We start from the raw sequence: 21,143 nt of genomic DNA on the forward strand, positions 1-21,143 counted from the left end.
CCTTACTGCGCTGGCAACTGCTCGGGCTCGGACTGCAGCTCGGGCTGCTGTTCCTGCGTCGTGGCCGGCTTGGCTTTTGGCGAGTGCTGGTGCGACTTGTGCGCTTTGCCGTTATCGCCGTCTTCAGGCAGGTACAGTGGACCTTTCTGGCCGCAGGCCGAAACGAGGCAGGCAACAGCGACCAGCGCCGCGAAGGAGGAAATCAGGCGCTTCATGGGTGAAATCCTTAGAAATTTGCAGTATTGCGCCGAGTATACCGAGCGACCGACGGCTTGCCTATGCAAGGGCAGGCCCGCCGGGCGGGCTATTCTTGGCGCTTGCAGCGGCCCGTTCCCAATCCTGCAGGCACTGCGCAGGCTTCGAGTTCGCGCCGCTGCAGGCAATGGGTAAAACTTTGCATTCGGCGGCAAGCGCCCGTATCTTGCCCGGCATGCCAGTAACGCAGCCAATTTCGAGGTTCCTGTAATGAGTTTGAGTGAAGCGCGTTTCCATGATCTGGTCGACACTACCCAACAGGCCCTGGAAGACCTGTTCGACGAGAGCGGCCTGGACCTGGACATGGAAAACTCGGCGGGTGTCCTGACCATCAAGTTCGACAACGGCAGCACGCTGATCTTCAGCCGCCAGGAACCGCTGCGCCAGTTGTGGCTTGCCGACCGTTCCGGTGGTTTCCACTTCGACTACGACGAAGAGAGCGGCAAGTGGGTGTGCGAGAAGAGCGAGGAGCTGCTCGGCGAAATGCTCGAACGCATCGTCTGGGAACGGGCCGGGGAAAAGCTGGACTTCGACGAGATCTGACATGAGCAGCACCCAGGCCCGGCCGCCCAGGCCGCTCTACAGCAACGTCAGCCCTGCCGTGCCGTCGCCGTGCATCAGCGTGTGCCGGCTGGACGAGCAGCGTATCTGTACCGGCTGCCACCGGCATGTAGAGCACATTCGCGAATGGCGCTCGGCCGATGACGAGCGGCGCCGGCAGATCTGCCGCGAAGCCCGGGCCCTGCGCGATCAGGCTAAGGCACACTGATCGCAGGGGCTTGAGTATTTGCCCGGCTGTGGTAGTGTCGGGTTCTGCGTCAGTGACGCAATGCCATTACAAACCCCGCCCTTGGGCGGGGTTTTGCTTTATCTGCATGTTGAAAACCGCCTGTTCAAAGGAGTCTGACTGGATCATGAGCACCAAGCCTTCCCTCATCCTCACCCGATTGGACGTACAGCGTCTGGAGCGTCTGATCGACAGCCTCGACGAGAGTACGCCGGGTGTGCTTGCCTTGATGGGCGAGCTGGACCGTGCCGAGCAGGTAGTCGGTCATGAGGAGGTGCCGGCTGGCGTGGTGACCATGAACTCGCGCGTGCATTGCCGTGAAGAAGCCAGCGGCAAGGACTACCACCTGACCTTGGTGTACCCGAAGGACTCAGGGCCTGAAGGCACGGTTTCGATCCTCGCGCCGATTGGTTGCGCCTTGCTGGGGTTGTCGGTGGGCGAGCAGATCGACTGGCCGGCACCGGGGGGCAAGACCCTCAAGCTGAAGCTGCTGGAAGTCGAGTACCAGCCGGAAGCGGCGGGCGATTTCGACCTCTGATCGCCCGCCCGGCTACTTCATTGCATGTTCCGCGCCCTGACTTGGCAGGCGTGGATGCAGTTCTCGACGATGCGGCTGCGCAGTGACCAATCGGTGTTGATGATGTCGAAGCCCTGGATGTAGCTGTCGATGTCTTTCGAGGCGAACCATTCGTCGATCTTGTCGCTGAAATCGTCGGGTGTGAATACAACCTTGTTGTATTTCGCACACTGAATCGAACGTAGCCTATCACCGGTCCTGTAGCGTTGCGCGCACTGGTCCATGAATGTTTTCAGCTCTTCGGTGGATGGCGTGTTCTCCCCGAACCAGTGGTGCTTCACGCCCGGCCAATGCTGCGCCCGGGCGTGGTGGTTGTACGCAATGACCACGGTCTTGCCGGGGTGCGCGTTCCACAAGTCATCCAGGGTGAGTTCGTGCAGCGCCCATGGGATGATCCGCTGTCCCATGTGCTTTTCCAGCATTCCCAGCATCCACTCGTGTTCCTTGTCAGTGAAGTTGTCGAACTGGTGGAAGTTGAGAATGATGATCTCCCGCTGAGTGGCAGGGTCGTCATAAAAACGCTTCAACTCCAGCACGACGTCGCCGAGCACGGTACGCCCCGAAGTACTCAAGTGATAAAGCTTGTAACGGGTGAGGCGAATCGGGCGTGTATTCGCGGTTGGCGCGCACTCGCAGGTCAAGAACGCGAATGCCGTTGCGGATCTGCTCGATGCACGATACATCCTGGGTCACTTCCTGCAGCGGCACGATGTTGTCGGCTTGTTTGTCCATGCCCGAGTCATGACTCCCGGGGAGAATCAACTGATCAACCCGTAGTCGGCCCAGTTCGGGCAACGCTCCCATCCAGCTCTGTTTGTTCATGTTCAGCTCTACTCGTTAGTCGAGTGGCAAGCATGTTTAGCTGGCGGAGCGTGGAGCAGAGGGAAATGCTCTAGCGTAACGCTGAGACAGGCGGCTGCAGCTGCGCCAGGCCCTGATTGAGCGCCAGCTCCAGGTGCTCCTTGTAACGCAGATAAAGGATGGTCGACCCTTGCTCGTCCTCGAGCAGCGCCGACAGGTCAAGGTCGGTGATGTAGCAACGATACTGGCCGGCACTGCGGCGTTGGCCCAGGATCTGTCGGGCTACTACCGCATACAGCTGCTCGCCATGCTCCAGTTCGGAAAACTCCTGCTGGTCGCAGTACAGCGTTACATGCGCAGCACCCGCGACCCCGGCCTGGATAATGGCCTGTACCTCGTAGTAGGGCTGGTTGCTGCCTTCGAAAGGGGCCGGGCGCGGCTCGCTGCTGCGCGCCTTGCCTGGGCCGGATGGCAGCAACTGGGCGTAATGGATGTCCGATGACGCCGGCCGCAGGGTGTCCATCGGCAACCGGGCATCGCGGCGCATCACCACCGAGCGCAGAAAGCGCTGCAGCGGCAGCAGCAGGTGTGCTTCGTCGTGCAGTGGCAGGCGCTGTTGCCACAAGGCGTTGTACTCATCCAGCACATACAACTCGGCCCAGCCTCCCTGCAGGCGGTAGAACACCTGGATGCAGGCTGGCTGGCCTTGTTCCAGGACCAGGCGCAGGTCGTGGTCCGGCAGGGCGTTGGCGTCCAGGTACAGGGGGCTGTAGGTACTGCGTTCTTCGCCAAGGTAGGCCAGTAATGCCTCGTGGTCGGCCAGGGTCGTCAGGCTTACGTGCCCGGCCAGCAGTTCAAGCACATGGGTATGCTGGGCAACCTGCAGCAGGTAGCGGTGGTTCTGGCCCTGGTCAAGCAGCAACTGCACCGTGTCGAATATTTCCTCCACGCGCTGGCTGATGGCCTGGGCGCGGCTCTGGCAGAAGCAGCGTACCCGCACCCGTGGCCGCTGGCCATGCAGCACCGGGCCGTTGAGAAAATCGCGCAGGCAGCGCACCAGCGCATGTTCGCCGTCATAGCGCTGGACCAGCACCTCGTTCCAGCTGTTGAGGGTGACCTGGTCCAGGGTCAGCACCAGGTTTTCGCGCACACCGGCGTAGCTTAGCGAGTCGGTGCGCTCGGTGGTCATCAGGATGTTCAGGTCGCGGTGGTGGCGCAGCGGGTCGACCGCGACGTTGACCAGCAGCAGTACTTCGTCGGCAACACTGGGTTGCAGCAGGCGCACCTCGCTGACGATCGGCAAGGGCAGGGGAATGCTCTGCTGCAGGCAGCCCACCAGGTTGAACAGCTCGATTTCGCTGAGGTCGCTGACACCGGGGTGCAAGGCCAGGCGCGTGCTGCTGTCGATCACCCCGTTGCGGTGCGCCCAGGTCAGCAGTTCGATCAGCTCGCGGCAGCGTTTCAACGGGCTGAAATGCTCCACGTCATGCGTGCTCAGGTTGCCGGTGTACAGCCCCCAGTGGTAGCTACCGGGCTCCTTGCGGTTGGGCGCCTGGACCAGGGTCAGCGTCCCTTCGGCGAGATCCGGGGCGATGCCTGGGTTGATCACCTCGACCTTGCCGGCACGGCGCTCGAAAGCCGCATACAGGCGCCGACCCAGCACGTTTAGGTCACGCTGGTCGGCGCGGCTGCTGGCGTTCTGCGTGCGGGCGAACTGGTTGAGAAAGCGGTAGCTGTGATTCAGCTCCGCTACCAGGTCGCGGCGTTCCACGGCGACGTGCTGGACTTTCCACTGGTTGCGGCTGTCCAGCAGTGCCAGCTGGCGCGTGTCCCAGCCCCATTCGTCAGTCAGGCGTTGCAGCAGTCGGCGTTGCCAGCCATTGGTCCGGGATGCATCGCTGAGCTTCTTGTTGACCTTCAGGTACAGGCTGCGGCGTACCAACTCCAGGCGGGCCCGTTCGCCACGCTGCAGCAGGTAGTGTTCGATGCGCCGGTAGACCATCACGTAGGGGTCCAACGCGTCGAGGTCGAGCTGGTTGGCGAACACGGCTTGCTTGTAGTCCAGGCTCAGGCAGCGCACGGCGGGGTGTTCGCTGGCATAGGCCTCGGTCAGCAACAGCTTGAGCAGCGACTTGTAGGGCGAGTCGATAGCTTTGAACAGCTGCCACATGCCGGCGCCAACGAACTCGCCCGGCGGAATGTGCGCCAGGCTGCCGAGGTCGAGCGCGTCCTGGCTGCGGATGAAGCGCTTGGACAGCAGGGCCTGGGTGTAGCTGTGATAGTGCTGTTCCTGGTACACCGGCACCATCCACCACAACGGCGTGCGCCCGGCCAGCCAGATGGTGGTGCGGTAGAACTCGTCCAGCAGCAGGTAGTGCTGGGTGGTACCGCAGTCGTCGGAGCCGAGCTGGCCCGCGCGTTGGCCCTGGGCGAAACCTTGCGTGTCGATCAGGAAGAAATGCGCCTCGGCGCCCAGGCTTTCCGCCCATGCTTCCAGCAACTGGCACTTGCGTCGCAGTTCGCCCAGCTGTTCATCGGCCAGGTCGGGCGCATGGCACACCCACAGGTCCATGTCGCTGTGCTCGGCCTGCGCCAGCGAGCCCAGGCTGCCCATCAGGAACAGGCCATGGATCGGCCGCGGCGGGTTGCCGTGACGGGCCTTGTAGGTGAACGAGCGGGCCAGGCGCTGGGCTTCGAGCAGCAGCTCGGCGCCTGGCTCGTAACCCGATACGCCGGCAGGGGTGCTGCCCGAAACATAGCCTGGCAGCAGCGGATGGTTTATGTGGAACAGCAACGGCAACAGCCTCAGCACCTGTTGCTGGCGCGTCGACAGGCCTTCCATTGCCCGCTGCAGCCGGCCCTGGTTGAGCCGCAGGAAACGCGCGCGCAAGGTCGCCAGCTCCTTGCGGTCGATGCCTTCATCCAGGTCGGGGCGGATTTCGTGGGGGTGGTTCATTGCGCACTCGGGCAGGCCAACGGAGCTGTGGCGAGTTTAGCCTGAGGGCTCGGCAGTGGATAAGCGTCAGTTGAAAAATTGACGCCATTTTGCCATCGCCGATGGGCGGCAAGCTCCAGCTTTTGCTGCCGTTGAGGCATGATGGCTGCCTTGGAAGAATGATGAGGTTACCCGATGCGTGTGTGGATCGATGCCGACGCCTGCCCCAAGGCGGCCAAGGATCTGGTCGTCAAGTTCGCCCTCAAGCGCAAGTTTGAAGTGGTCATGGTCGCGGGCCAGGCTGTGGCCAAGCCGGCATTCGCCACCGTACGCCTGATCGTTGTACCCAGCGGCATGGACGCCGCGGACGATTATCTGGTGGAGCACGCCGTGCCCGGCGAACTGGTGATCTGCAGTGACGTACCATTGGCCGACCGCCTGGTGAAAAAGGGCGTGGCAGCGCTGGACCCGCGTGGGCGCGAGTTCGACGAGCGCAACATGGGTGACCGGCTGGCGGCGCGCAATCTGTTCACCGAACTGCGCGAGCAGGGCCAGGTGGGGGGAGGGCAGGCGCCGTATGGCGAGCGCGAGAAGCAGGCGTTTGCCAATGCGCTGGACCGTATCATTGCCCGGCTTTCCAAACCCTGAAGCAACCCGGCTGGCGGGATGAACGCGCCATGTGGGAGCGGCCTTGTGCCGCGAAAGTGCCGCAGCGCGGCCCCGGCAATTCATGCGGCGAAGCTGAAATTCCGGGCCGCTTCGCCGCCCTTTCGCGGCACAAGGCCGCTCCTACAGGGACCCCGTCAGATTCTGAATCTTGCACCCGTTACTCGTGGGTCAGCTCCAGCACCCGATCCACCAGCTTGTAGATGCCGCCAGCCGCCTCGCTGATCGACTTGGCCTCCATGTATGCCGGGGTAGTAACCAGCTTGCGCTGGGAGTCTTCGACGATATCGTGCACGTCACATTGTTCATGGGTACCGCCCATTTTCACCACGGCCGCTGCGGTGTCTGCGTCAGTACCGATGGTGCAGACCACTCCCGGTCCGTAGATCTTCGCTGCCAGCGCCGGCGAAATACAGATCAGGCCAACCGGCTTGCATGCCGTTGCAAAGGCTTCGGCCAGGGCCAGCACATCCGGGTTGACGCTGCAGTTGGCGCCCTCCACGGCAAAGTTGGAGAGGTTCTTCGCCGCACCGAACCCGCCCGGGACGATCAGCGCATCGAAGTCCTCGGCCTTGGCCTCGCGAATGTCCTTGACCTGGCCGCGGGCAATGCGCGCCGACTCCACCAGTACATTGCGCGACTCGGGCATTTCTTCGCCGGTCAGGTGGTTGATCACATGCAGCTGCGCAATGTTGGGCGCAAAGCACTGCACTTGCGCACCGCGCTGGTCGAGGCGCAGCAGGGTGATCACGCTTTCGTGGATTTCGGCGCCGTCATACACGCCACAGCCGGAAAGAATCACCGCTACTTTTTTTGTCATGCTCATTACTCCAGTGTCGAGGCGCTAAATGTCCTCTAGTTTGGCAGATGTCGCCATAGGGATTCCTGCGGCTACGGCCTAATCTTGGTGGATAACGCCTGAGCTCATGCCCATGGATCTGATATTGCTGGCCGTGCCGTTCTTCTTCGTGTTGATCGCCGTGGAGCTGGCGGCCGACCGCGTGCGTGGGCAGCGCAATTACACCCTGGCCGACTCGATCAACAGCCTCAGCACAGGTGCACTGTCGACCAGCACCGGGCTGCTGACCAAGGGGCTGGGGCTGCTGACCTATGCACTCGCATTCGAGCATCTGGCGCTGCTGCGCTTGCCGGCGCAGGCCTGGTGGGTGTGGTTGCTGGCTTTCGTCCTGTACGACTTCTGTTATTACTGGCTGCACCGCCTCGGTCACGAGCGCAACGTGCTGTGGGCCGCGCACTCGGTGCATCACCAGAGCGAGGAGTACAACCTCACCACCGCGCTGCGCCAGACCAGCAGCGGCTTCATCTTTTCCTGGATCTTCTACCTGCCGTTGGCGCTGGTCGGGGTGCCGCCAGTGGTGTTCATCACTGTGGCGTCGCTCAACCTGTTGTACCAGTTCTGGGTACATACCCGGCATATCGCCAAGCTTGGCTGGCTCGAGTGGGTGTTGATCACGCCATCCAACCATCGCGTCCACCATGCGCAAAATCCTGCTTACTTGGATCGCAACTACGGCGGTGTGTTCATTCTCTGGGACCGTCTGTTCGGCACATACCAGGAGGAGGACCCGGCCGAGCCGGTAGTGTTCGGCGTGACCACGCCGCTGGCCAGCTGGAACCCGCTATGGGCCAACCTGCAGTTCTATGCCCAGCTCTGGCATGACGCCCGGCGTGCCGGCAACGTGTGGGACAAGCTGCGCATCTGGTTCATGCCCACGGGGTGGCGCCCGGCCGATGTAGCCGCCCGCTACCCGCATGGCAAGCAGGACCTGGTGTTGTTCCGCAAGTTCGAGGTTGCCCTGGGCCGCCCGCAGCAGGCCTACGTGGCGGCACAATTTGTGGTTTACCTGGCGCTGGGCAGCTATCTGATGGGCGTGGCCGAGCGCGTGCCAACCGCCGCGCTGGTGCTCGGCTGGTTGCTGATGGCGTTTGGCTTGTTCGTACTGGGCACGCTCCTGGAAAACCGGCCATGGGCCACGCGCCTGGAACTGGTACGGCTGGTGGCAAGCGCGCCGGCGCTGTACCTGGCCGGTGCATCGGGCCTAGCGGTGGTCGTGCCGCTTGCCTGGTTCCTGCTCGTGGCTTACGGCCTGCTCAGTCTCTGGGGCCTGGGCCTGGTCCGCCGCCTTGCGCTCCGCCCGCAGGGTGCGGAAGCGCCGGCGCAGCCATAACAGGCCCCCCAGCGCCAGCAGGCCACCCAGTACCCAGAGCTCGTAGCGCTTCACGTTGCCCAGCAGGCCTTCGAGAATGGCGCCGAAGTGGTACGCGGCCGCGCCCAGGGCGACTGCCCAGATCGCCGCGCCCAGACCGTTCAGCAGCAGGTAGCGGCGTGGCGGGTAGCCGGACAGGCCGATCGCCACCGGCATGACCGTGCGCAGGCCATAGACGAAGCGGAAGCTCAGAACCCAGATGTCAGGGTGGCGACGGATGTGGTCCAGTGCCCGGTCGCCCATCGCCTGCCAGCGTGGCCTGCGCGCCAGAATCCTGCGGCCGTGGCGACGGCCCATGAAGTACCACAGCTGATCGCCGGCATAACTGCCGAAAAAGGCCACCAGGCACACCAGGTTGATGTCCATGTAACCGCGGAACGCAAGGAATCCCGCAAGCACCAGGATGGTCTCGCCTTCGAAGAAGGTGCCAAGAAAAAGGGCGAAGTAGCCGAAATCCTGCAGGAATTGTTGAAGCATTTTCTGAGGTGCTGGCGAAATGAACGCGCAGCCTACCCCTTCGCGCGCATTCATGAAAGTGTCCAAATGTGTCTCGACGTGAACATTTCCTGCATCGAGAATGCCCGAAGGCGCGCGCCATCGCTTGCCCTGGCGTGTAACACAGGCGTCATAATGGGCGCTTATCTTGCCGCTCAATTGATGATAGGGCGTTAACGTCCTCAGGAACGCCAGATGAATAATGAAGTGCTAACCCCTGTCGCGATCAAGGATGCTCAGGAACTCCCCGAAGAGATGGTGCAGACCCCGCCAGACCTGCCGCCGACGCCTGCGCCTGCCGTAGAGCCAGCGGCCGGGCCCGTGGCCCCGGCGCCAGCACCGGCCGCGGCCCCGGCCATTGCCGTCCCCGGCCTGGACGACAGCAGCCTGTACATTCATCGCGAACTTTCGCAGCTGCAGTTCAACATCCGCGTGCTGGAACAGGCGCTGGACGAGAGCTACCCGCTGCTCGAACGCCTCAAGTTCCTGCTGATCTTTTCCAGCAACCTCGACGAGTTCTTCGAGATCCGCGTGGCCGGCCTGAAGAAGCAGATCAATTTTGCCCGTGAACTGGCCGGCGCCGACGGCCTGCAGCCGCACCAGGCGCTGGCGCGCATCAGCGAGCTGGTGCACAGCGAAGTGGAGCGCCAGTACGCGATCCTCAACGATGTGCTGCTGCCAGAGCTGGAAAAGCACCAGATCCGCTTCATCCGCCGCCGTTACTGGACACCCAAGCTCAAGACCTGGGTGCGCCGCTACTTTCGCGACGAAATCGCCCCGATCATCACTCCGATCGGCCTCGACCCGACCCACCCGTTCCCGCTGCTGGTGAACAAGAGCCTCAACTTCATCGTCGAGCTTGAGGGTGTCGATGCCTTCGGCCGCGATTCGGGCCTGGCGATCATCCCGGCCCCGCGCCTCCTGCCGCGGGTCATCCGCGTGCCGGAAGAGGTGGGTGGCGCAGGGGACAACTATGTGTTCCTGTCGTCGATGATCCACGCGCACGCCGACGACCTGTTCCAGGGCATGAAGGTAAAGGGCTGCTACCAGTTCCGCCTGACCCGTAACGCCGACCTGGCGCTGGACTCCGAAGAGGTCGATGACCTGGCACGCGCGCTGCGCGGCGAGTTGTTCTCGCGCCGCTATGGCGATGCCGTGCGCCTGGAAGTGGCCGATACCTGCCCGAAACACCTGTCGGACTACCTGCTCAAGCAGTTCAGCCTCAGCGAAAGCGAGCTGTATCAGGTCAACGGCCCGGTCAACCTCACCCGCCTGTTCAGCATTACTGGCCTGGACAGCCACCCGGAGCTGCAGTACACGCCATTCACCCCGGCGATTCCCAAGCTGCTGCAGAACGCTGACAACATCTTTAGCGTGATCGGCAAGCAGGACATCCTGCTGATGCACCCGTTCGAGTCGTTCACCCCGGTGATTGACCTGCTGCGCCAGGCGGCCAAGGACCCGCACGTGCTCGCCGTGCGCCAGACCCTGTACCGCTCCGGTGCCAACTCGGAAATCGTCGACGCCCTGGTCGACGCGGCGCGCAACGGCAAGGAGGTCACCGCGGTGATCGAATTGCGTGCCCGTTTCGACGAAGAGTCCAACCTGCAGATGGCCAGCCGCCTGCAGGCCGCCGGTGCAGTGGTGATCTACGGTGTGGTCGGCTTCAAGACCCACGCCAAGATGATGCTGATCCTGCGCCGCGAGCACGGCGAGATCGTGCGCTATGCGCACCTGGGCACCGGCAACTACCACGCCGGCAACGCCCGCCTGTACACCGACTACAGCCTGCTGACTTCCGACGACGCCCTCACCGAGGACGTCGGCAAACTGTTCAGCCAGCTGATCGGCATGGGCAAGACCCTGCGCATGAAGAAGCTGCTGCACGCGCCGTTCACCCTGAAGAAGGGCATGCTCGACATGATTGCGCGGGAAACCCAGTTCGCCCTCGAAGGCAAGCCGGCGCACATCATTGCCAAATTCAACTCGTTGACCGATGCCAAGGTGATCAAGGCGCTGTACAAGGCCAGCCAGTCGGGCGTGAAGATCGACCTGGTGGTGCGTGGCATGTGCTGTCTGCGCCCAGGCATCCCGGGGGTTTCGCACAACATCCAGGTGCGCTCGATCATCGGCCGTTTCCTCGAGCACACGCGGGTGTTCTATTTCCTCAATGGCGGCGAAGAGCAGATCTACCTGTCCAGTGCCGACTGGATGGAGCGCAACCTCGACAAGCGTGTCGAGACCTGCTTCCCGGTGGAAGGCAAGAAACTGCTGTTGCGGGTGAAGAAAGAGCTGGAAGGCTACCTGACCGACAACACCCACGCCTGGACCCTGCAGCCGGACGGGCGCTACGTGCGCAGCACGCCGACCGGCAACCAGAACCCGCGCAGTGCCCAGGCGACCTTGCTGGAGCGCCTGAGCAACCCGGTCCTCAACGTACGCTGAGGACGAAACCGACCCGGGCCAGCCATTCCGCCTCGTTGGCGAAGTCGGCCTGGGTCAGCTGGTTCTGTTCCAGCCAGCCTTGCGGGAATACCACATCGAGGCTGTCACCGGCTGCCTTCAGTTCCACCTTCGGCATCTGCTGGTTGCCACGGATATGATGGAACAGGATGGCGAAGCGCAGCAGCACGCACAGGCGCAGGAGCTTCACCCCTTCCTCGCCCAGTTCGGCGTATTTGTCCTTGGGGATGTTGCGGCGGTGGCCGCGTACCAGCAAGGCCATCATCTGCTGGTCCTCGCGCGAGAAGCCCGACAGGTCGGAATGCTCGATCAGGTAGGCCCCGTGCTTGTGATAATGGTAGTGGGCTATGTCCAGGCCGATCTCGTGCACCTTCGCTGCCCAACCCAGCAGGTCGCGCCAGTTCCCGTCCTTCAGGTCCCAGGCATCGGCGACCTGGTCGAACGCGTGCAAGGCCTTGCGCTCGACGCGAGCGGCCTGGCCCTGGTCGACGTGGTAACGTTCCATCAGCGAGTTGAGGGTGCGCTCGCGCACATCTTCGTGATGGTGGCGGCCTAGCAGGTCGAACAGCACGCCTTCGCGCAGGGCGCCGTCGCAGTGGTCCATGCGCTGCAGTTCCAGCGCATCGAAAATCGCTTCGAGTATCGCCAGGCCTGCCGGGAAGATGGTCCGGCGGTCAGGTTTGACGCCGTCGAAGTCGATCTTGTCGGCCTCACCCAGCTTGAACAGCTTGCGCTTGACCCAGGCCAGGCCTTCGGCGTTGACCTCGCCATTGCCCAGGCCTCCGGCCTTGATGGCTGCGCCGATGGCGCGGATGGTGCCGGAGGAGCCGATGGCCTCGTCCCAGGTCAGGCGATGCAGGGCATTCTCGATGCTCATCAGCTCCAGGCGCGCGGCGGTATAGGCCTGGGCGTAGCGGGCCGGGGTGATCTTGCCGTCGCGGAAGTAGCGCTGGGTGAAGCTGACGCAGCCCATCTGCAGGCTTTCGCGCAGCAGCGGTTCGAAGCGCTGGCCGATGATGAACTCGGTACTGCCGCCGCCGATGTCGGCGACCAGGCGCTTGCCCGGCGTATCGGCGAGGGTGTGCGACACGCCGAGGTAGATCAGGCGCGCTTCTTCGCGGCCGGAGATGACCTCCACCGGGTGGCCGAGGATGGCTTCGGCGCGCTGGATGAATTCGTTGCGGTTGCGCGCTTCGCGCAAGGCGTTGGTGCCCACGATGCGCACCGAGCCGGCGGGCATGCCGTTGATCAGCTGGGAAAAGCGCTTGAGGCAGTCCAGGCCCCGTTCCATGGCTTCTTCGCTGAGCATGCGGCCCTCGTCGATGCCGGCGGCCAACTGCACCTTCTCGCCGAGCCGCTCGAGAATGCGGATTTCGGTATGGTGGGCCTTGGCCACGACCATGTGAAAGCTGTTGGAGCCAAGGTCGATGGCGGCAATCAGGGACAGGTTCTTCGCGATGGTATGCGGCATGATCTGGTTGTTCTCGGTCGTTAACCCGGCAATCGTGCCACGATAGCAGGCTATCGCCAACGCGTCGCACCCAGCCGTTGAGCTGGCCTTGATGCAAGGCAACAGGTCATTCGATGTTATGACACTGGCATGACAGTTCCGATTCGCTGCGTCTTGCACAACTATAGTTACACTCAATCGCCCGCGACTTCCTGTAGGAGACGGGTGCGGCTATGATGGGCAACGTTTTTTATTGCTTACGACCTTGGAGATTTCCATGAGCGACAAAATCAAACACGTCACCGACGCCAGCTTCGAAGCCGAAGTACTGCAGGCTCAGGGCCCGGTTCTGGTCGACTACTGGGCTGAATGGTGCGGCCCATGCAAGATGATCGCTCCGGTTCTGGACGACATCGCTGCCACCTACGAGGGCAAACTGACTGTCGCCAAGCTGAACATCGACGAGAACCAGGAAACCCCGGCCAAGCACGGCGTGCGTGGTATCCCGACCCTGATGCTGTTCAAGAACGGCAACGTCGAGGCCACCAAGGTCGGCGCCCTGTCCAAATCGCAGCTGGCCGCGTTCCTCGACGCCCACCTGTGATAGCGAAAAGCCCCGCGAATGCGGGGTTTTTTTTGCGCGCAAAGGTCTGCAGGGGTACGATTTACCCTGTCAAAACCACTAGACGTCGAAAAAAGCAAGTGTTACATTCGGCCTCGCACTGCTTCTCCAGTGCCCTCTACACGCCGTCGCCGAAGCATCCCTAATTCGAATCAGTACGCGATCCTGTCGCCATCTAGCGGCGCGGCCTCATTAAGCCAGAAGCTTAATTCTCCCTTCTTACATGATTACGTCACTCCCCTTATGAACCTGACTGAACTCAAGCAAAAGCCGATTACCGATCTTTTGGAAATGGCCGAACAGATGGGCATCGAAAACATGGCCCGTTCGCGCAAACAGGACGTGATTTTCGCCCTGCTGAAGAAGCACGCGAAAAGCGGCGAAGAGATCTCGGGTGACGGCGTGCTGGAGATTCTCCAGGATGGTTTCGGTTTCCTGCGTTCGGCTGATGCGTCCTACCTGGCCGGCCCCGACGATATCTACGTCTCGCCCAGCCAGATCCGCCGCTTCAACCTGCGTACCGGCGACACCATCGTCGGCAAGATCCGCCCACCGAAGGAAGGGGAGCGTTACTTCGCCCTGCTGAAGGTCGACACCATCAACTTCGACCGCCCGGAAAACGCGAAGAACAAGATCCTGTTCGAAAACCTGACGCCGCTGTTCCCGAACAAGCGCCTGAAGATGGAAGCCGGCAACGGCTCCACTGAGGACCTGACTGGCCGCGTCATCGACCTGTGCGCCCCGATCGGCAAAGGCCAGCGTGGCCTGATCGTGGCGCCGCCAAAGGCCGGCAAGACGATCATGCTGCAGAACATCGCGGCCAACATCACCCGTAACAACCCTGAGTGCCACCTGATCGTCCTGCTGATCGACGAGCGCCCGGAAGAAGTGACCGAAATGCAGCGCACCGTGCGCGGCGAAGTGGTTGCCTCCACCTTCGACGAGCCACCCACCCGCCACGTGCAGGTTGCCGAGATGGTGATCGAGAAGGCCAAGCGTCTGGTCGAGCACAAGAAGGATGTGGTCATCCTGCTGGATTCCATCACCCGTCTGGCGCGTGCCTACAACACCGTGATCCCGAGCTCCGGCAAGGTACTGACCGGTGGTGTCGACGCCCATGCCCTGGAGAAGCCGAAGCGCTTCTTCGGTGCCGCGCGTAACATCGAGGAAGGCGGCTCGCTGACCATCATCGCTACCGCGCTGGTCGAAACCGGCTCGAAGATGGATGAAGTGATCTACGAAGAGTTCAAGGGCACCGGCAACATGGAACTGCCACTTGACCGTCGTATCGCCGAGAAGCGTGTGTTCCCGGCCATCAACATCAACCGCTCCGGTACCCGTCGCGAAGAGCTGCTGACCGCCGACGACGAACTGCAGCGCATGTGGATCCTGCGCAAGCTGCTGCACCCGATGGACGAAATCGCCGCCATCGAGTTCCTGGTCGACAAGCTCAAGCAGACCAAGACCAACGACGAGTTCTTCCTGTCGATGAAGCGCAAGTAAGCTTCCCAGCCAGGTATTGAATGGGGCTGCTTCGCAGCCCATCGCCGGCAAGCCAGCGCCCACGGCAACTGCACAGCTTTCGAAGCTTGTGCAAAGCCTGTGGAACTGGCTTGCCGACGATGGGGCGCGAAGCGGCCCCAAGTCATTTTTGGCCTTTGGGCACCGAACGGCGCTACACTCTGCACCCCGACCGATACGGCCAACATGAGGCTCCTGCATGCAGTATCGCGACTTGCGCGACTTCATCCGTGGCCTGGAACAGCGCGGCGAACTCAAGCGCATCCAGGTACCGATCTCCCCTGTGCTGGAAATGACCGAGGTCTGCGACCGCACCCTGCGCGCCAGGGGCCCCGCATTGCTGTTCGAAAAGCCCACCGGCTTCGACATGCCGGTGCTGGGCAACCTGTTCGGCACCCCGGAGCGCGTGGCCATGGGCATGGGCGCCGAATCGGTGGCGGAACTGCGCGAAATCGGCAAGCTGCTGGCCTTCCTCAAGGAGCCCGAGCCGCCGAAGGGGCTCAAGGACGCCTGGTCCAAGCTGCCGATCTTCAAGAAAGTCGTGTCGATGGCGCCAAAGGTAGTCAAGGACGCGGTGTGCCAAGAGGTAGTGGTCGAGGGTGACGATGTCGACCTCGGGGCGCTGCCGATCCAGCACTGCTGGCCGGGCGACGTCGCACCGCTGATCACCTGGGGGCTCACCGTCACCCGCGGCCCGAACAAGGACCGCCAGAACCTGGGCATCTACCGTCAGCAGGTGATCGGCCGCAACAAGGTCATCATGCGCTGGCTCAGCCACCGTGGCGGTGCCCTGGACTACCGCGAGTGGTGCGAGAAACACCCCGGCCAGCCGTTCCCGGTTGCCGTCGCCCTGGGGGCGGACCCGGCAACCATCCTTGGCGCGGTGACCCCGGTGCCGGACACTCTTTCCGAATACGCCTTTGCCGGCCTGCTGCGTGGCAACCGTACCGAGCTGGTCAAGTGCCGGGGCAGCAGCCTGCAGGTACCGGCTACCGCCGAAATCATCCTGGAAGGGGTGATCCACCCGGGCGAGATGGCCCCGGAAGGCCCGTATGGCGACCACACCGGTTACTACAACGAAGTGGACAGCTTCCCGGTGTTCACCGTCGAGCGCATCACTCACCGGCAGAAACCGATCTACCACAGCACCTACACCGGCCGTCCGCCGGATGAGCCGGCGATTCTCGGCGTGGCGCTGAACGAAGTGTTCGTGCCGATCTTGCAAAAGCAGTTCCCGGAAATCGTCGACTTCTACCTGCCGCCGGAGGGATGTTCGTACCGCATGGCGGTGGTCACCATGAAAAAGCAGTACCCAGGCCACGCCAAGCGCGTAATGCTGGGTGTATGGTCGTTCCTGCGACAGTTCATGTACACCAAGTTCGTTATTGTCACCGACGACGATATCAACGCCCGCGACTGGAACGATGTGATCTGGGCCATCACCACGCGCATGGACCCCAAGCGTGATACGGTAATGATCGACAACACGCCTATCGACTACCTGGACTTTGCCTCGCCGGTATCGGGCCTGGGATCGAAGATGGGCCTGGACGCCACACACAAGTGGCCGGGCGAGACGACGCGCGAATGGGGGCGGGTCATCGTCAAGGACGAAGCCGTTACCCGCCGTATTGATGAGCTGTGGGATCAGTTGGGAATAGATTGATGCAGGTAACGTTGCAGCCGTCCGGGGCGGTGCTGGCGCTCGAACCCGGGGAACGGATCCTCGATGGAGCGCGGCGGCTGGGCTATGACTGCCCGAACAGCTGCCGCAATGGCAATTGCCATGTCTGCGCCGCATTGTTGGTTGAAGGCAGGGTCCGCCAGGACGGCGCGGTCCGTGACCATGGTGAGCTGTTTACCTGCATTGCCGAACCGCTGGAGGACTGCGTATTGCTCTGGGATGGTGTGCTCGCCCTGGGCGAGCTGCCGGTGCGCAAGCTGGCGTGCAGTGTCAGCGAGTGCGTCGAGGTGGGCGGCGATGTCTGGCGCGTGCGTTTGCTCGCACCGGCCGGCAGGGCGCCGCGCTATCACGCCGGGCAATACCTGATGATCGAGCGCGACGGCGGCAAGCAGGCGGCGTTTTCACTGGCTTCCGCGCCTCATTCCGGGCGTGAGCTGGAGCTGCATGTGCTGGCACGCGAGCCCAGCGCCCTGCAACTGATCGCCCAGTTACAGCGCGATCGCCTGGCGCGCATCGAAATGCCGTTTGGCGACACCCACCTGGCCGAGCTGCCTGACGGGCCACTGGTGCTCATCGCCGCCGGCACGGGCATGGGCCAGATGCACAGCCTGGTCGAGCATTGCCGGGCCCAGGGTTTCCGTCACCCGGTGCATCTGTACTGGGGCGTGCGCCGGCCGGAGGACTTCTATCAGATCGAACACTGGGACGAATGGCAGCGTCTGCCCAACCTGTTCTTGCACCAGGTCGTCAGCGACCTCTGCGGCTGGGAGGGGCGATGCGGGATGCTGCATGAGGCGGTCTGCGAAGACATCGCCGACCTCAATGCCGTGCATGTGTATGCCAGCGGCTCGCCAAACATGATCTATGCCACCCTCGACGCCCTGGTCGAAGCTGGCATGGATGCGCACCGCATGCGCGCAGATGTGTTTGCCTACGCACCACGCGGTTAATAACCGAAGTTTAAAAGTGCGGGTATAAGGCGGTAATTGTTACCGCCTTGGCCACTAACTTTCACGCCGCCTGGAATAATAATTCCCAATCGTCGGAATGCCCGTTGAAAATCTCGACATATACTTGAGCTAACGCACCGGTCTGCCTTAGGTTATGCATGTCTCCCTCGTGGGAGCTGGCTTGCCGGCGACAGTGCTGGCGCGGGCAGTACACTGCGACTGCTTCGAATCGTTTTTCCGCTACATGTGTAGTTCACAGGGAATCATGGCGGCAGCTTATGTCGGCACTTGAAAGTTCGTCCTGGAAAGTTAGTTACCCCCCTTCGCTCGACTTCGGTCAGCAACTGACCCGCGAGCAATTGTACAACTCCATGCAGAGCACCATGTCGCGCCATCAGGGTGGGCCGGTCTGGCTGTTTGCCTATGGTTCTTTGATCTGGCGACCGGAGTGCAACTCGGTAGAGCGCCAGCGCGCCCGGGTGCATGGTTACCATCGGGGCTTGTATCTGTGGTCGCACGAACACCGCGGCACCCCGGAAACCCCTGGGCTGGTGTTCGGCCTGGACCGGGGCGGTTCCTGCAGCGGCTTTGCCTACCGGCTGGATGAAAGCAACCTGGACGACTCGCTGATGGCCCTGTGGCAACGCGAGATGCCGTACCCGGCTTATCGGCCGCACTGGCTCAACTGCCGGCTGAGTGATGGCAGCAAGGTGCAGGCCTTGGGTTTTGTACTGGAGCGGCACCTGCCGTGCTATGCCGGGAACCTGCCCGACACCCTGCTGAGCCAGATCCTGGCCAGCGCCAAGGGGCGCTATGGCACTACGCGTGACTATGTCGAGCAGACCTTGAATGCCTTGCGTAGTCACCAGATGCCCGATCGCAACCTCGAAGCACGGTTCCGCCGTTGCCATAACCTGCGCGAAGTCTGACAACCTGCACTGATCAACTTCGCGGGCATGCCCGCGAAGGGCCGGAACTGCGGATCAAGTTCTGCAGCCTTACCGCGCCAGCACCACCAACTTACCCACAGCCTGCCGCTGCCCCAGCCTTTCAATGGCCGCACCCGCCTCAGCCAGTGGATAAGTCTGCGACACCAGCGGCTTCAGCTTGCCTTCGGCATGCCAGGCAAACAGTTGCTGGAAGTTGGCCGCGTTGTCCTGTGACTGGCGTTGGGCAAACGCCCCCCAGAACACCCCCAGCACCGCTGCGCCCTTGAGCAGCACCAGGTTGGCTGCAAGTTGCGGGATGGTCCCGCTGGCAAAGCCCACCACCAACAGCCGGCCATTCCAGGCCAGCCCGCGCACCGCCTGCTCGAACAGCCCACCGCCCACCGGGTCATAGATCACGTCGACGCCCTGGCCGCCGGTCAGCCGCTTGATCTCGTCACGCAGGCTGGCCTGGCTGTAATCGATCAGCTCATCGGCCCCGGCCGCCTTGGCCACGGCCAGCTTTTCCGCACTGCTGGCTGCCGCGATCACTCGCGCGCCCATGGCTTTGCCAATTTCCACCGCCGCCAGGCCAACCCCGCCGGACGCGCCCAGCACCAGCAGGGTTTCGCCCGCCTGCAACTGGCCCCGCTGGCGCAGGGCATGCATGGAGGTGCCGTAGGTCATGCCAAATGCGGCAGCAGTGGTGAAGTCCATGCTTGGCGGCATCGGCATCACGTTGTAGAACGGCACCGCCACCTGTTCAGCGAATGCCCCCCAGCCGGTGAGTGCCATGACCCGGTCGCCGACCCGGAAGGCGCCGGCCTTTTCCCCGACCGCGGCCACCACACCTGCCGCTTCACCGCCTGGGGAGAATGGCAACGGTGGCTGGAACTGGTACTTGCCTTCGATGATCAGGGTGTCGGGAAAGTTGACCCCGGCAGCCTGCACATCGAGCAGGATCTCGTTCTTCTTCGGCACCGGGCTGGCCACCTCTTCCAGCACCAGGTTGCGCGCCGGGCCCAGGGTTTTGCACAACACAGCTTTCATCAGGGCTATTCCTTTGCGGGTAGTGGCCGATAAGTGTAGGAGGGCCGCCTGACCGGTCAACGAGCATGGCCCGCCCTGATGGCGCGGCATAAGCCCGGGCTTGGGTTTGCGCGGTGTGCTGGGTAAGCTGGCGACAACTGTATTGAGGAGCGAATTCGTGAAAGCGTGGATCTTGATGGTGCTGGCGCTGCTGCTGCCGGCTGCGGCCATGGCCGAGGAAGCCAAGGAAGGGGCGCCCAAGGTCGCCTACATCAGCCTGAGCCCGCCCTTTGTTGGCAACTATGCCCTCGACGGCAGCCCGCGGCTGCGCGTGTACAAGGCCGATGTGGCCCTGCGCGTGACCGGCGACGAAGCCGCCAAGGCGGTGAAGCACCACGAGCCGCTGATCCGCAACCAGCTGGTGGCGCTGTTCACCCAGCAGTCGGTGGAAAGCATGAGCAATGTCGAGGCCAAGGAGCATCTGCGCCAGGAGGCGCTGAAGCAGGTGCAACAGGTGATGGAAGCGGAAGAGGGCAAACCGATCGTCGAAGACCTGCTGTTCAACAACCTGATCGTGCAGTGACCTGCGAGCCCTGGTCCCCGTGCGACTACGGGGGCCTGCATAGGCCTGGCGCCCTGTTCAGGACGCCAGGCTACGGCGAAACCGTGCCAGGGCCACGCCGAAGAACACCAGGCCAATCACGGCCAGTGCCAGGATGTCCGGCCACACTACTGTCCACCCGGCATCACGGAACAGGATCGCCGCGCCAAGGCTGACGAAGTGCGTCGATGGCGAGCCCTGCATCACCCATTGCAACCATTGCGGCATGCTGTCCAGTGGTGTGCTGCCACCAGACAGCAATAGCATCGGAATGATCACCGGGATCGCCAGCAGGCCGAACTGCGGTGTCGAACGCGCCAGGGTGGCGAGGAAGATGCCCAAGGCTGTGCTGGCGAACAAGTACAGCGCGGTCACCGCCAGAAACAACCCCATCGAGCCGGCCAGCGGCACACCCAGTGCCCCCTTGACCACCACCACCAGCGAAATCCAGGTGCAGATCACCACCACCAGCGCATTGCTGGCGATTTTCGCCAGCATGATTTCCAGGGCGGTCAGCGGCAGCACCAGCAGATGGTCGAGGGTGCCATGTTCGCGCTCGCGCAGCAGTGCGGTGCCTGTGAGGACGATCGCCAGGATGGTGATGTTGTTGACAATCTGGATCACCGCCAGGAACCAGCCACCCTCCAGGTTGGGGTTGAACAGGGCCTTGGCATTGATTGCTATCGGGCTCTGGATATCCGCCCGCTGGCCGTAGTCGAGCAACTCGCGTTCGAAGATGCGGTTGATATAGCCGGCGCCCATGAACGCCTGGCTCATGGCGGTGGCATCGACGTTGATCTGCAGCTCCGGCGAGCGCCCGGCCAGCAGGTCGCTCTGGAAGTTCACCGGCACATTGACGACGAAGGTGTACTGGCCGCTGTCCATGGCCTGGTCCAGGCGCTCCGGAGCCAGCGCCACGGCAGGCTGGAACTCGGGTGGTTGCAAGGCTTCGCTGAGCTTGCGGGATAGCAGGCTGTGGTCTTCGTCGACCACCGCGACGCTGGCATTGTGCACGCCGATCACCGAACCGGCTGCCGGCATGTAGATGGCTACGCTGAAGGCGTACAGCAGGAACAGCAGCAATACGCTGTCATGGCGCAGGCTGCTCAGTTCCTTGAGGCCCAGGCGCAGGGTGTGGCTGAGGTGCGACATG

20 protein-coding genes and 1 pseudogene are annotated in these 21,143 nt (G+C 62.8%); 12 read left to right on the forward strand and 9 right to left on the reverse strand.

Translation table 11 applies throughout. The features are described from left to right. Positions 1 to 2: 2 nt before the first annotated feature. A complete protein-coding gene (lptM, locus tag B4L76_RS11240) occupies positions 3 to 215 on the reverse strand; it encodes an LPS translocon maturation chaperone LptM (RefSeq protein ID WP_296232498.1) in 213 nt (70 codons plus the stop codon). A gap of 250 nt (positions 216 to 465) precedes the next feature. Between lptM and cyaY the strand changes: the two genes are divergently transcribed. The 3 genes from cyaY (at position 466) to rnk (ending at position 1,580) form a co-directional block, all read left to right on the forward strand. After that, positions 466 to 798 carry an iron donor protein CyaY gene (cyaY, locus tag B4L76_RS11245; protein WP_170033689.1) on the forward strand — a complete coding sequence of 111 codons (333 nt, stop codon included), beginning with the start codon at positions 466 to 468 and terminating at the stop codon, positions 796 to 798. Between the two features lies 1 nt (position 799). Next, entirely contained in the window at positions 800 to 1,024 is a 225-nt protein-coding gene (locus B4L76_RS11250) for a DUF1289 domain-containing protein (RefSeq protein ID WP_296232500.1), read from the forward strand. Positions 1,025 to 1,169: 145 nt separating this feature from the next. Beyond that, a complete protein-coding gene (rnk, locus tag B4L76_RS11255; protein WP_296232502.1) occupies positions 1,170 to 1,580 on the forward strand; it encodes a nucleoside diphosphate kinase regulator in 411 nt (136 codons plus the stop codon). A 17-nt stretch (positions 1,581 to 1,597) separates the two neighbouring features. On the opposite strand, the gene B4L76_RS11260 is transcribed toward rnk, so the two are convergent. From B4L76_RS11260 to B4L76_RS11270, 3 genes are all read right to left on the reverse strand, one after another. Continuing rightward, positions 1,598 to 2,170 (reverse strand): hypothetical protein, encoded by a 573-nt coding sequence (locus tag B4L76_RS11260; RefSeq protein ID WP_296232504.1) that lies wholly within the window; start codon positions 2,168 to 2,170, stop codon positions 1,598 to 1,600. Next, positions 2,130 to 2,441, reverse strand: a complete 312-nt coding sequence (locus B4L76_RS11265; RefSeq protein ID WP_296232507.1) for a hypothetical protein — start codon at positions 2,439 to 2,441, stop codon at positions 2,130 to 2,132. The genes B4L76_RS11260 and B4L76_RS11265 overlap by 41 nt, the downstream gene beginning before the upstream one ends. A gap of 70 nt (positions 2,442 to 2,511) precedes the next feature. After that, a complete protein-coding gene (locus B4L76_RS11270) occupies positions 2,512 to 5,376 on the reverse strand; it encodes a class I adenylate cyclase (RefSeq protein ID WP_296232509.1) in 2,865 nt (954 codons plus the stop codon). Positions 5,377 to 5,550: 174 nt separating this feature from the next. Here B4L76_RS11270 and B4L76_RS11275 point away from each other — a divergent pair, with 174 nt between their 5' ends. Next, the gene (locus B4L76_RS11275) at positions 5,551 to 6,003 is read left to right on the forward strand and encodes a YaiI/YqxD family protein (protein ID WP_296232510.1); all 453 of its coding nucleotides are present in this window, start codon (positions 5,551 to 5,553) and stop codon (positions 6,001 to 6,003) included. A 178-nt stretch (positions 6,004 to 6,181) separates the two neighbouring features. Here the strand turns inward: B4L76_RS11275 and elbB are convergent, their stop codons facing one another. Further along, positions 6,182 to 6,841 carry an isoprenoid biosynthesis glyoxalase ElbB gene (elbB, locus tag B4L76_RS11280; protein ID WP_296232512.1) on the reverse strand — a complete coding sequence of 220 codons (660 nt, stop codon included), beginning with the start codon at positions 6,839 to 6,841 and terminating at the stop codon, positions 6,182 to 6,184. Between the two features lie 112 nt (positions 6,842 to 6,953). Here elbB and B4L76_RS11285 point away from each other — a divergent pair. Then, positions 6,954 to 7,580 (forward strand): annotated as a pseudogene (locus tag B4L76_RS11285) (sterol desaturase family protein); the annotation flags it as partial. A gap of 501 nt (positions 7,581 to 8,081) precedes the next feature. Here the strand turns inward: B4L76_RS11285 and B4L76_RS11290 are convergent. Continuing rightward, complete coding sequence (locus B4L76_RS11290; RefSeq protein WP_296232514.1) at positions 8,082 to 8,726, reverse strand: DedA family protein; 645 nt, start codon at positions 8,724 to 8,726, stop codon at positions 8,082 to 8,084. 213 nt (positions 8,727 to 8,939) lie between these two features. On the opposite strand from B4L76_RS11290, the gene ppk1 reads away from it, so the two are divergent. Next, the gene (gene ppk1 / locus B4L76_RS11295; protein WP_296232516.1) at positions 8,940 to 11,189 is read left to right on the forward strand and encodes a polyphosphate kinase 1; all 2,250 of its coding nucleotides are present in this window, start codon (positions 8,940 to 8,942) and stop codon (positions 11,187 to 11,189) included. Here ppk1 and ppx read toward each other — a convergent pair. Beyond that, positions 11,176 to 12,678 carry an exopolyphosphatase gene (gene ppx, locus B4L76_RS11300; protein ID WP_296232518.1) on the reverse strand — a complete coding sequence of 501 codons (1,503 nt, stop codon included), beginning with the start codon at positions 12,676 to 12,678 and terminating at the stop codon, positions 11,176 to 11,178. The genes ppk1 and ppx overlap by 14 nt on opposite strands. 256 nt (positions 12,679 to 12,934) lie before the next feature. Between ppx and trxA the strand changes: the two genes are divergently transcribed. The 5 genes from trxA (at position 12,935) to B4L76_RS11325 (ending at position 18,363) form a co-directional block, all read left to right on the forward strand. After that, entirely contained in the window at positions 12,935 to 13,261 is a 327-nt protein-coding gene (gene trxA / locus B4L76_RS11305) for a thioredoxin TrxA (RefSeq protein WP_056794137.1), read from the forward strand. Positions 13,262 to 13,522: 261 nt separating this feature from the next. Further along, positions 13,523 to 14,782 (forward strand): transcription termination factor Rho, encoded by a 1,260-nt coding sequence (gene rho, locus B4L76_RS11310; protein WP_003253661.1) that lies wholly within the window; start codon positions 13,523 to 13,525, stop codon positions 14,780 to 14,782. A gap of 217 nt (positions 14,783 to 14,999) precedes the next feature. Then, positions 15,000 to 16,466 (forward strand): 4-hydroxy-3-polyprenylbenzoate decarboxylase, encoded by a 1,467-nt coding sequence (gene ubiD, locus B4L76_RS11315; RefSeq protein WP_296232525.1) that lies wholly within the window; start codon positions 15,000 to 15,002, stop codon positions 16,464 to 16,466. Beyond that, complete coding sequence (locus B4L76_RS11320) at positions 16,466 to 17,434, forward strand: CDP-6-deoxy-delta-3,4-glucoseen reductase (RefSeq protein WP_296232526.1); 969 nt, start codon at positions 16,466 to 16,468, stop codon at positions 17,432 to 17,434. Before ubiD ends, B4L76_RS11320 begins: the two co-directional genes overlap by 1 nt. 278 nt (positions 17,435 to 17,712) lie before the next feature. Continuing rightward, a complete protein-coding gene (locus B4L76_RS11325) occupies positions 17,713 to 18,363 on the forward strand; it encodes a gamma-glutamylcyclotransferase (RefSeq protein ID WP_296232527.1) in 651 nt (216 codons plus the stop codon). A 69-nt stretch (positions 18,364 to 18,432) separates the two neighbouring features. Here the strand turns inward: B4L76_RS11325 and B4L76_RS11330 are convergent, their stop codons facing one another. Then, entirely contained in the window at positions 18,433 to 19,410 is a 978-nt protein-coding gene (locus tag B4L76_RS11330) for an NADPH:quinone oxidoreductase family protein (RefSeq protein ID WP_296232528.1), read from the reverse strand. A gap of 157 nt (positions 19,411 to 19,567) precedes the next feature. On the opposite strand from B4L76_RS11330, the gene B4L76_RS11335 reads away from it, so the two are divergent. Next, positions 19,568 to 19,972, forward strand: coding sequence for a flagellar basal body-associated protein FliL (locus B4L76_RS11335; protein WP_170033661.1), 405 nt, complete (start codon positions 19,568 to 19,570; stop codon positions 19,970 to 19,972). Between the two features lie 57 nt (positions 19,973 to 20,029). On the opposite strand, the gene B4L76_RS11340 is transcribed toward B4L76_RS11335, so the two are convergent. Continuing rightward, complete coding sequence (locus B4L76_RS11340) at positions 20,030 to 21,142, reverse strand: ABC transporter permease (RefSeq protein ID WP_296232530.1); 1,113 nt, start codon at positions 21,140 to 21,142, stop codon at positions 20,030 to 20,032. Position 21,143: the final 1 nt, after the last annotated feature.

This window comes from Pseudomonas sp. UBA4617 (genome assembly GCF_002386445.1).
In the GTDB taxonomy this organism is placed as follows: domain Bacteria; phylum Pseudomonadota; class Gammaproteobacteria; order Pseudomonadales; family Pseudomonadaceae; genus Aquipseudomonas.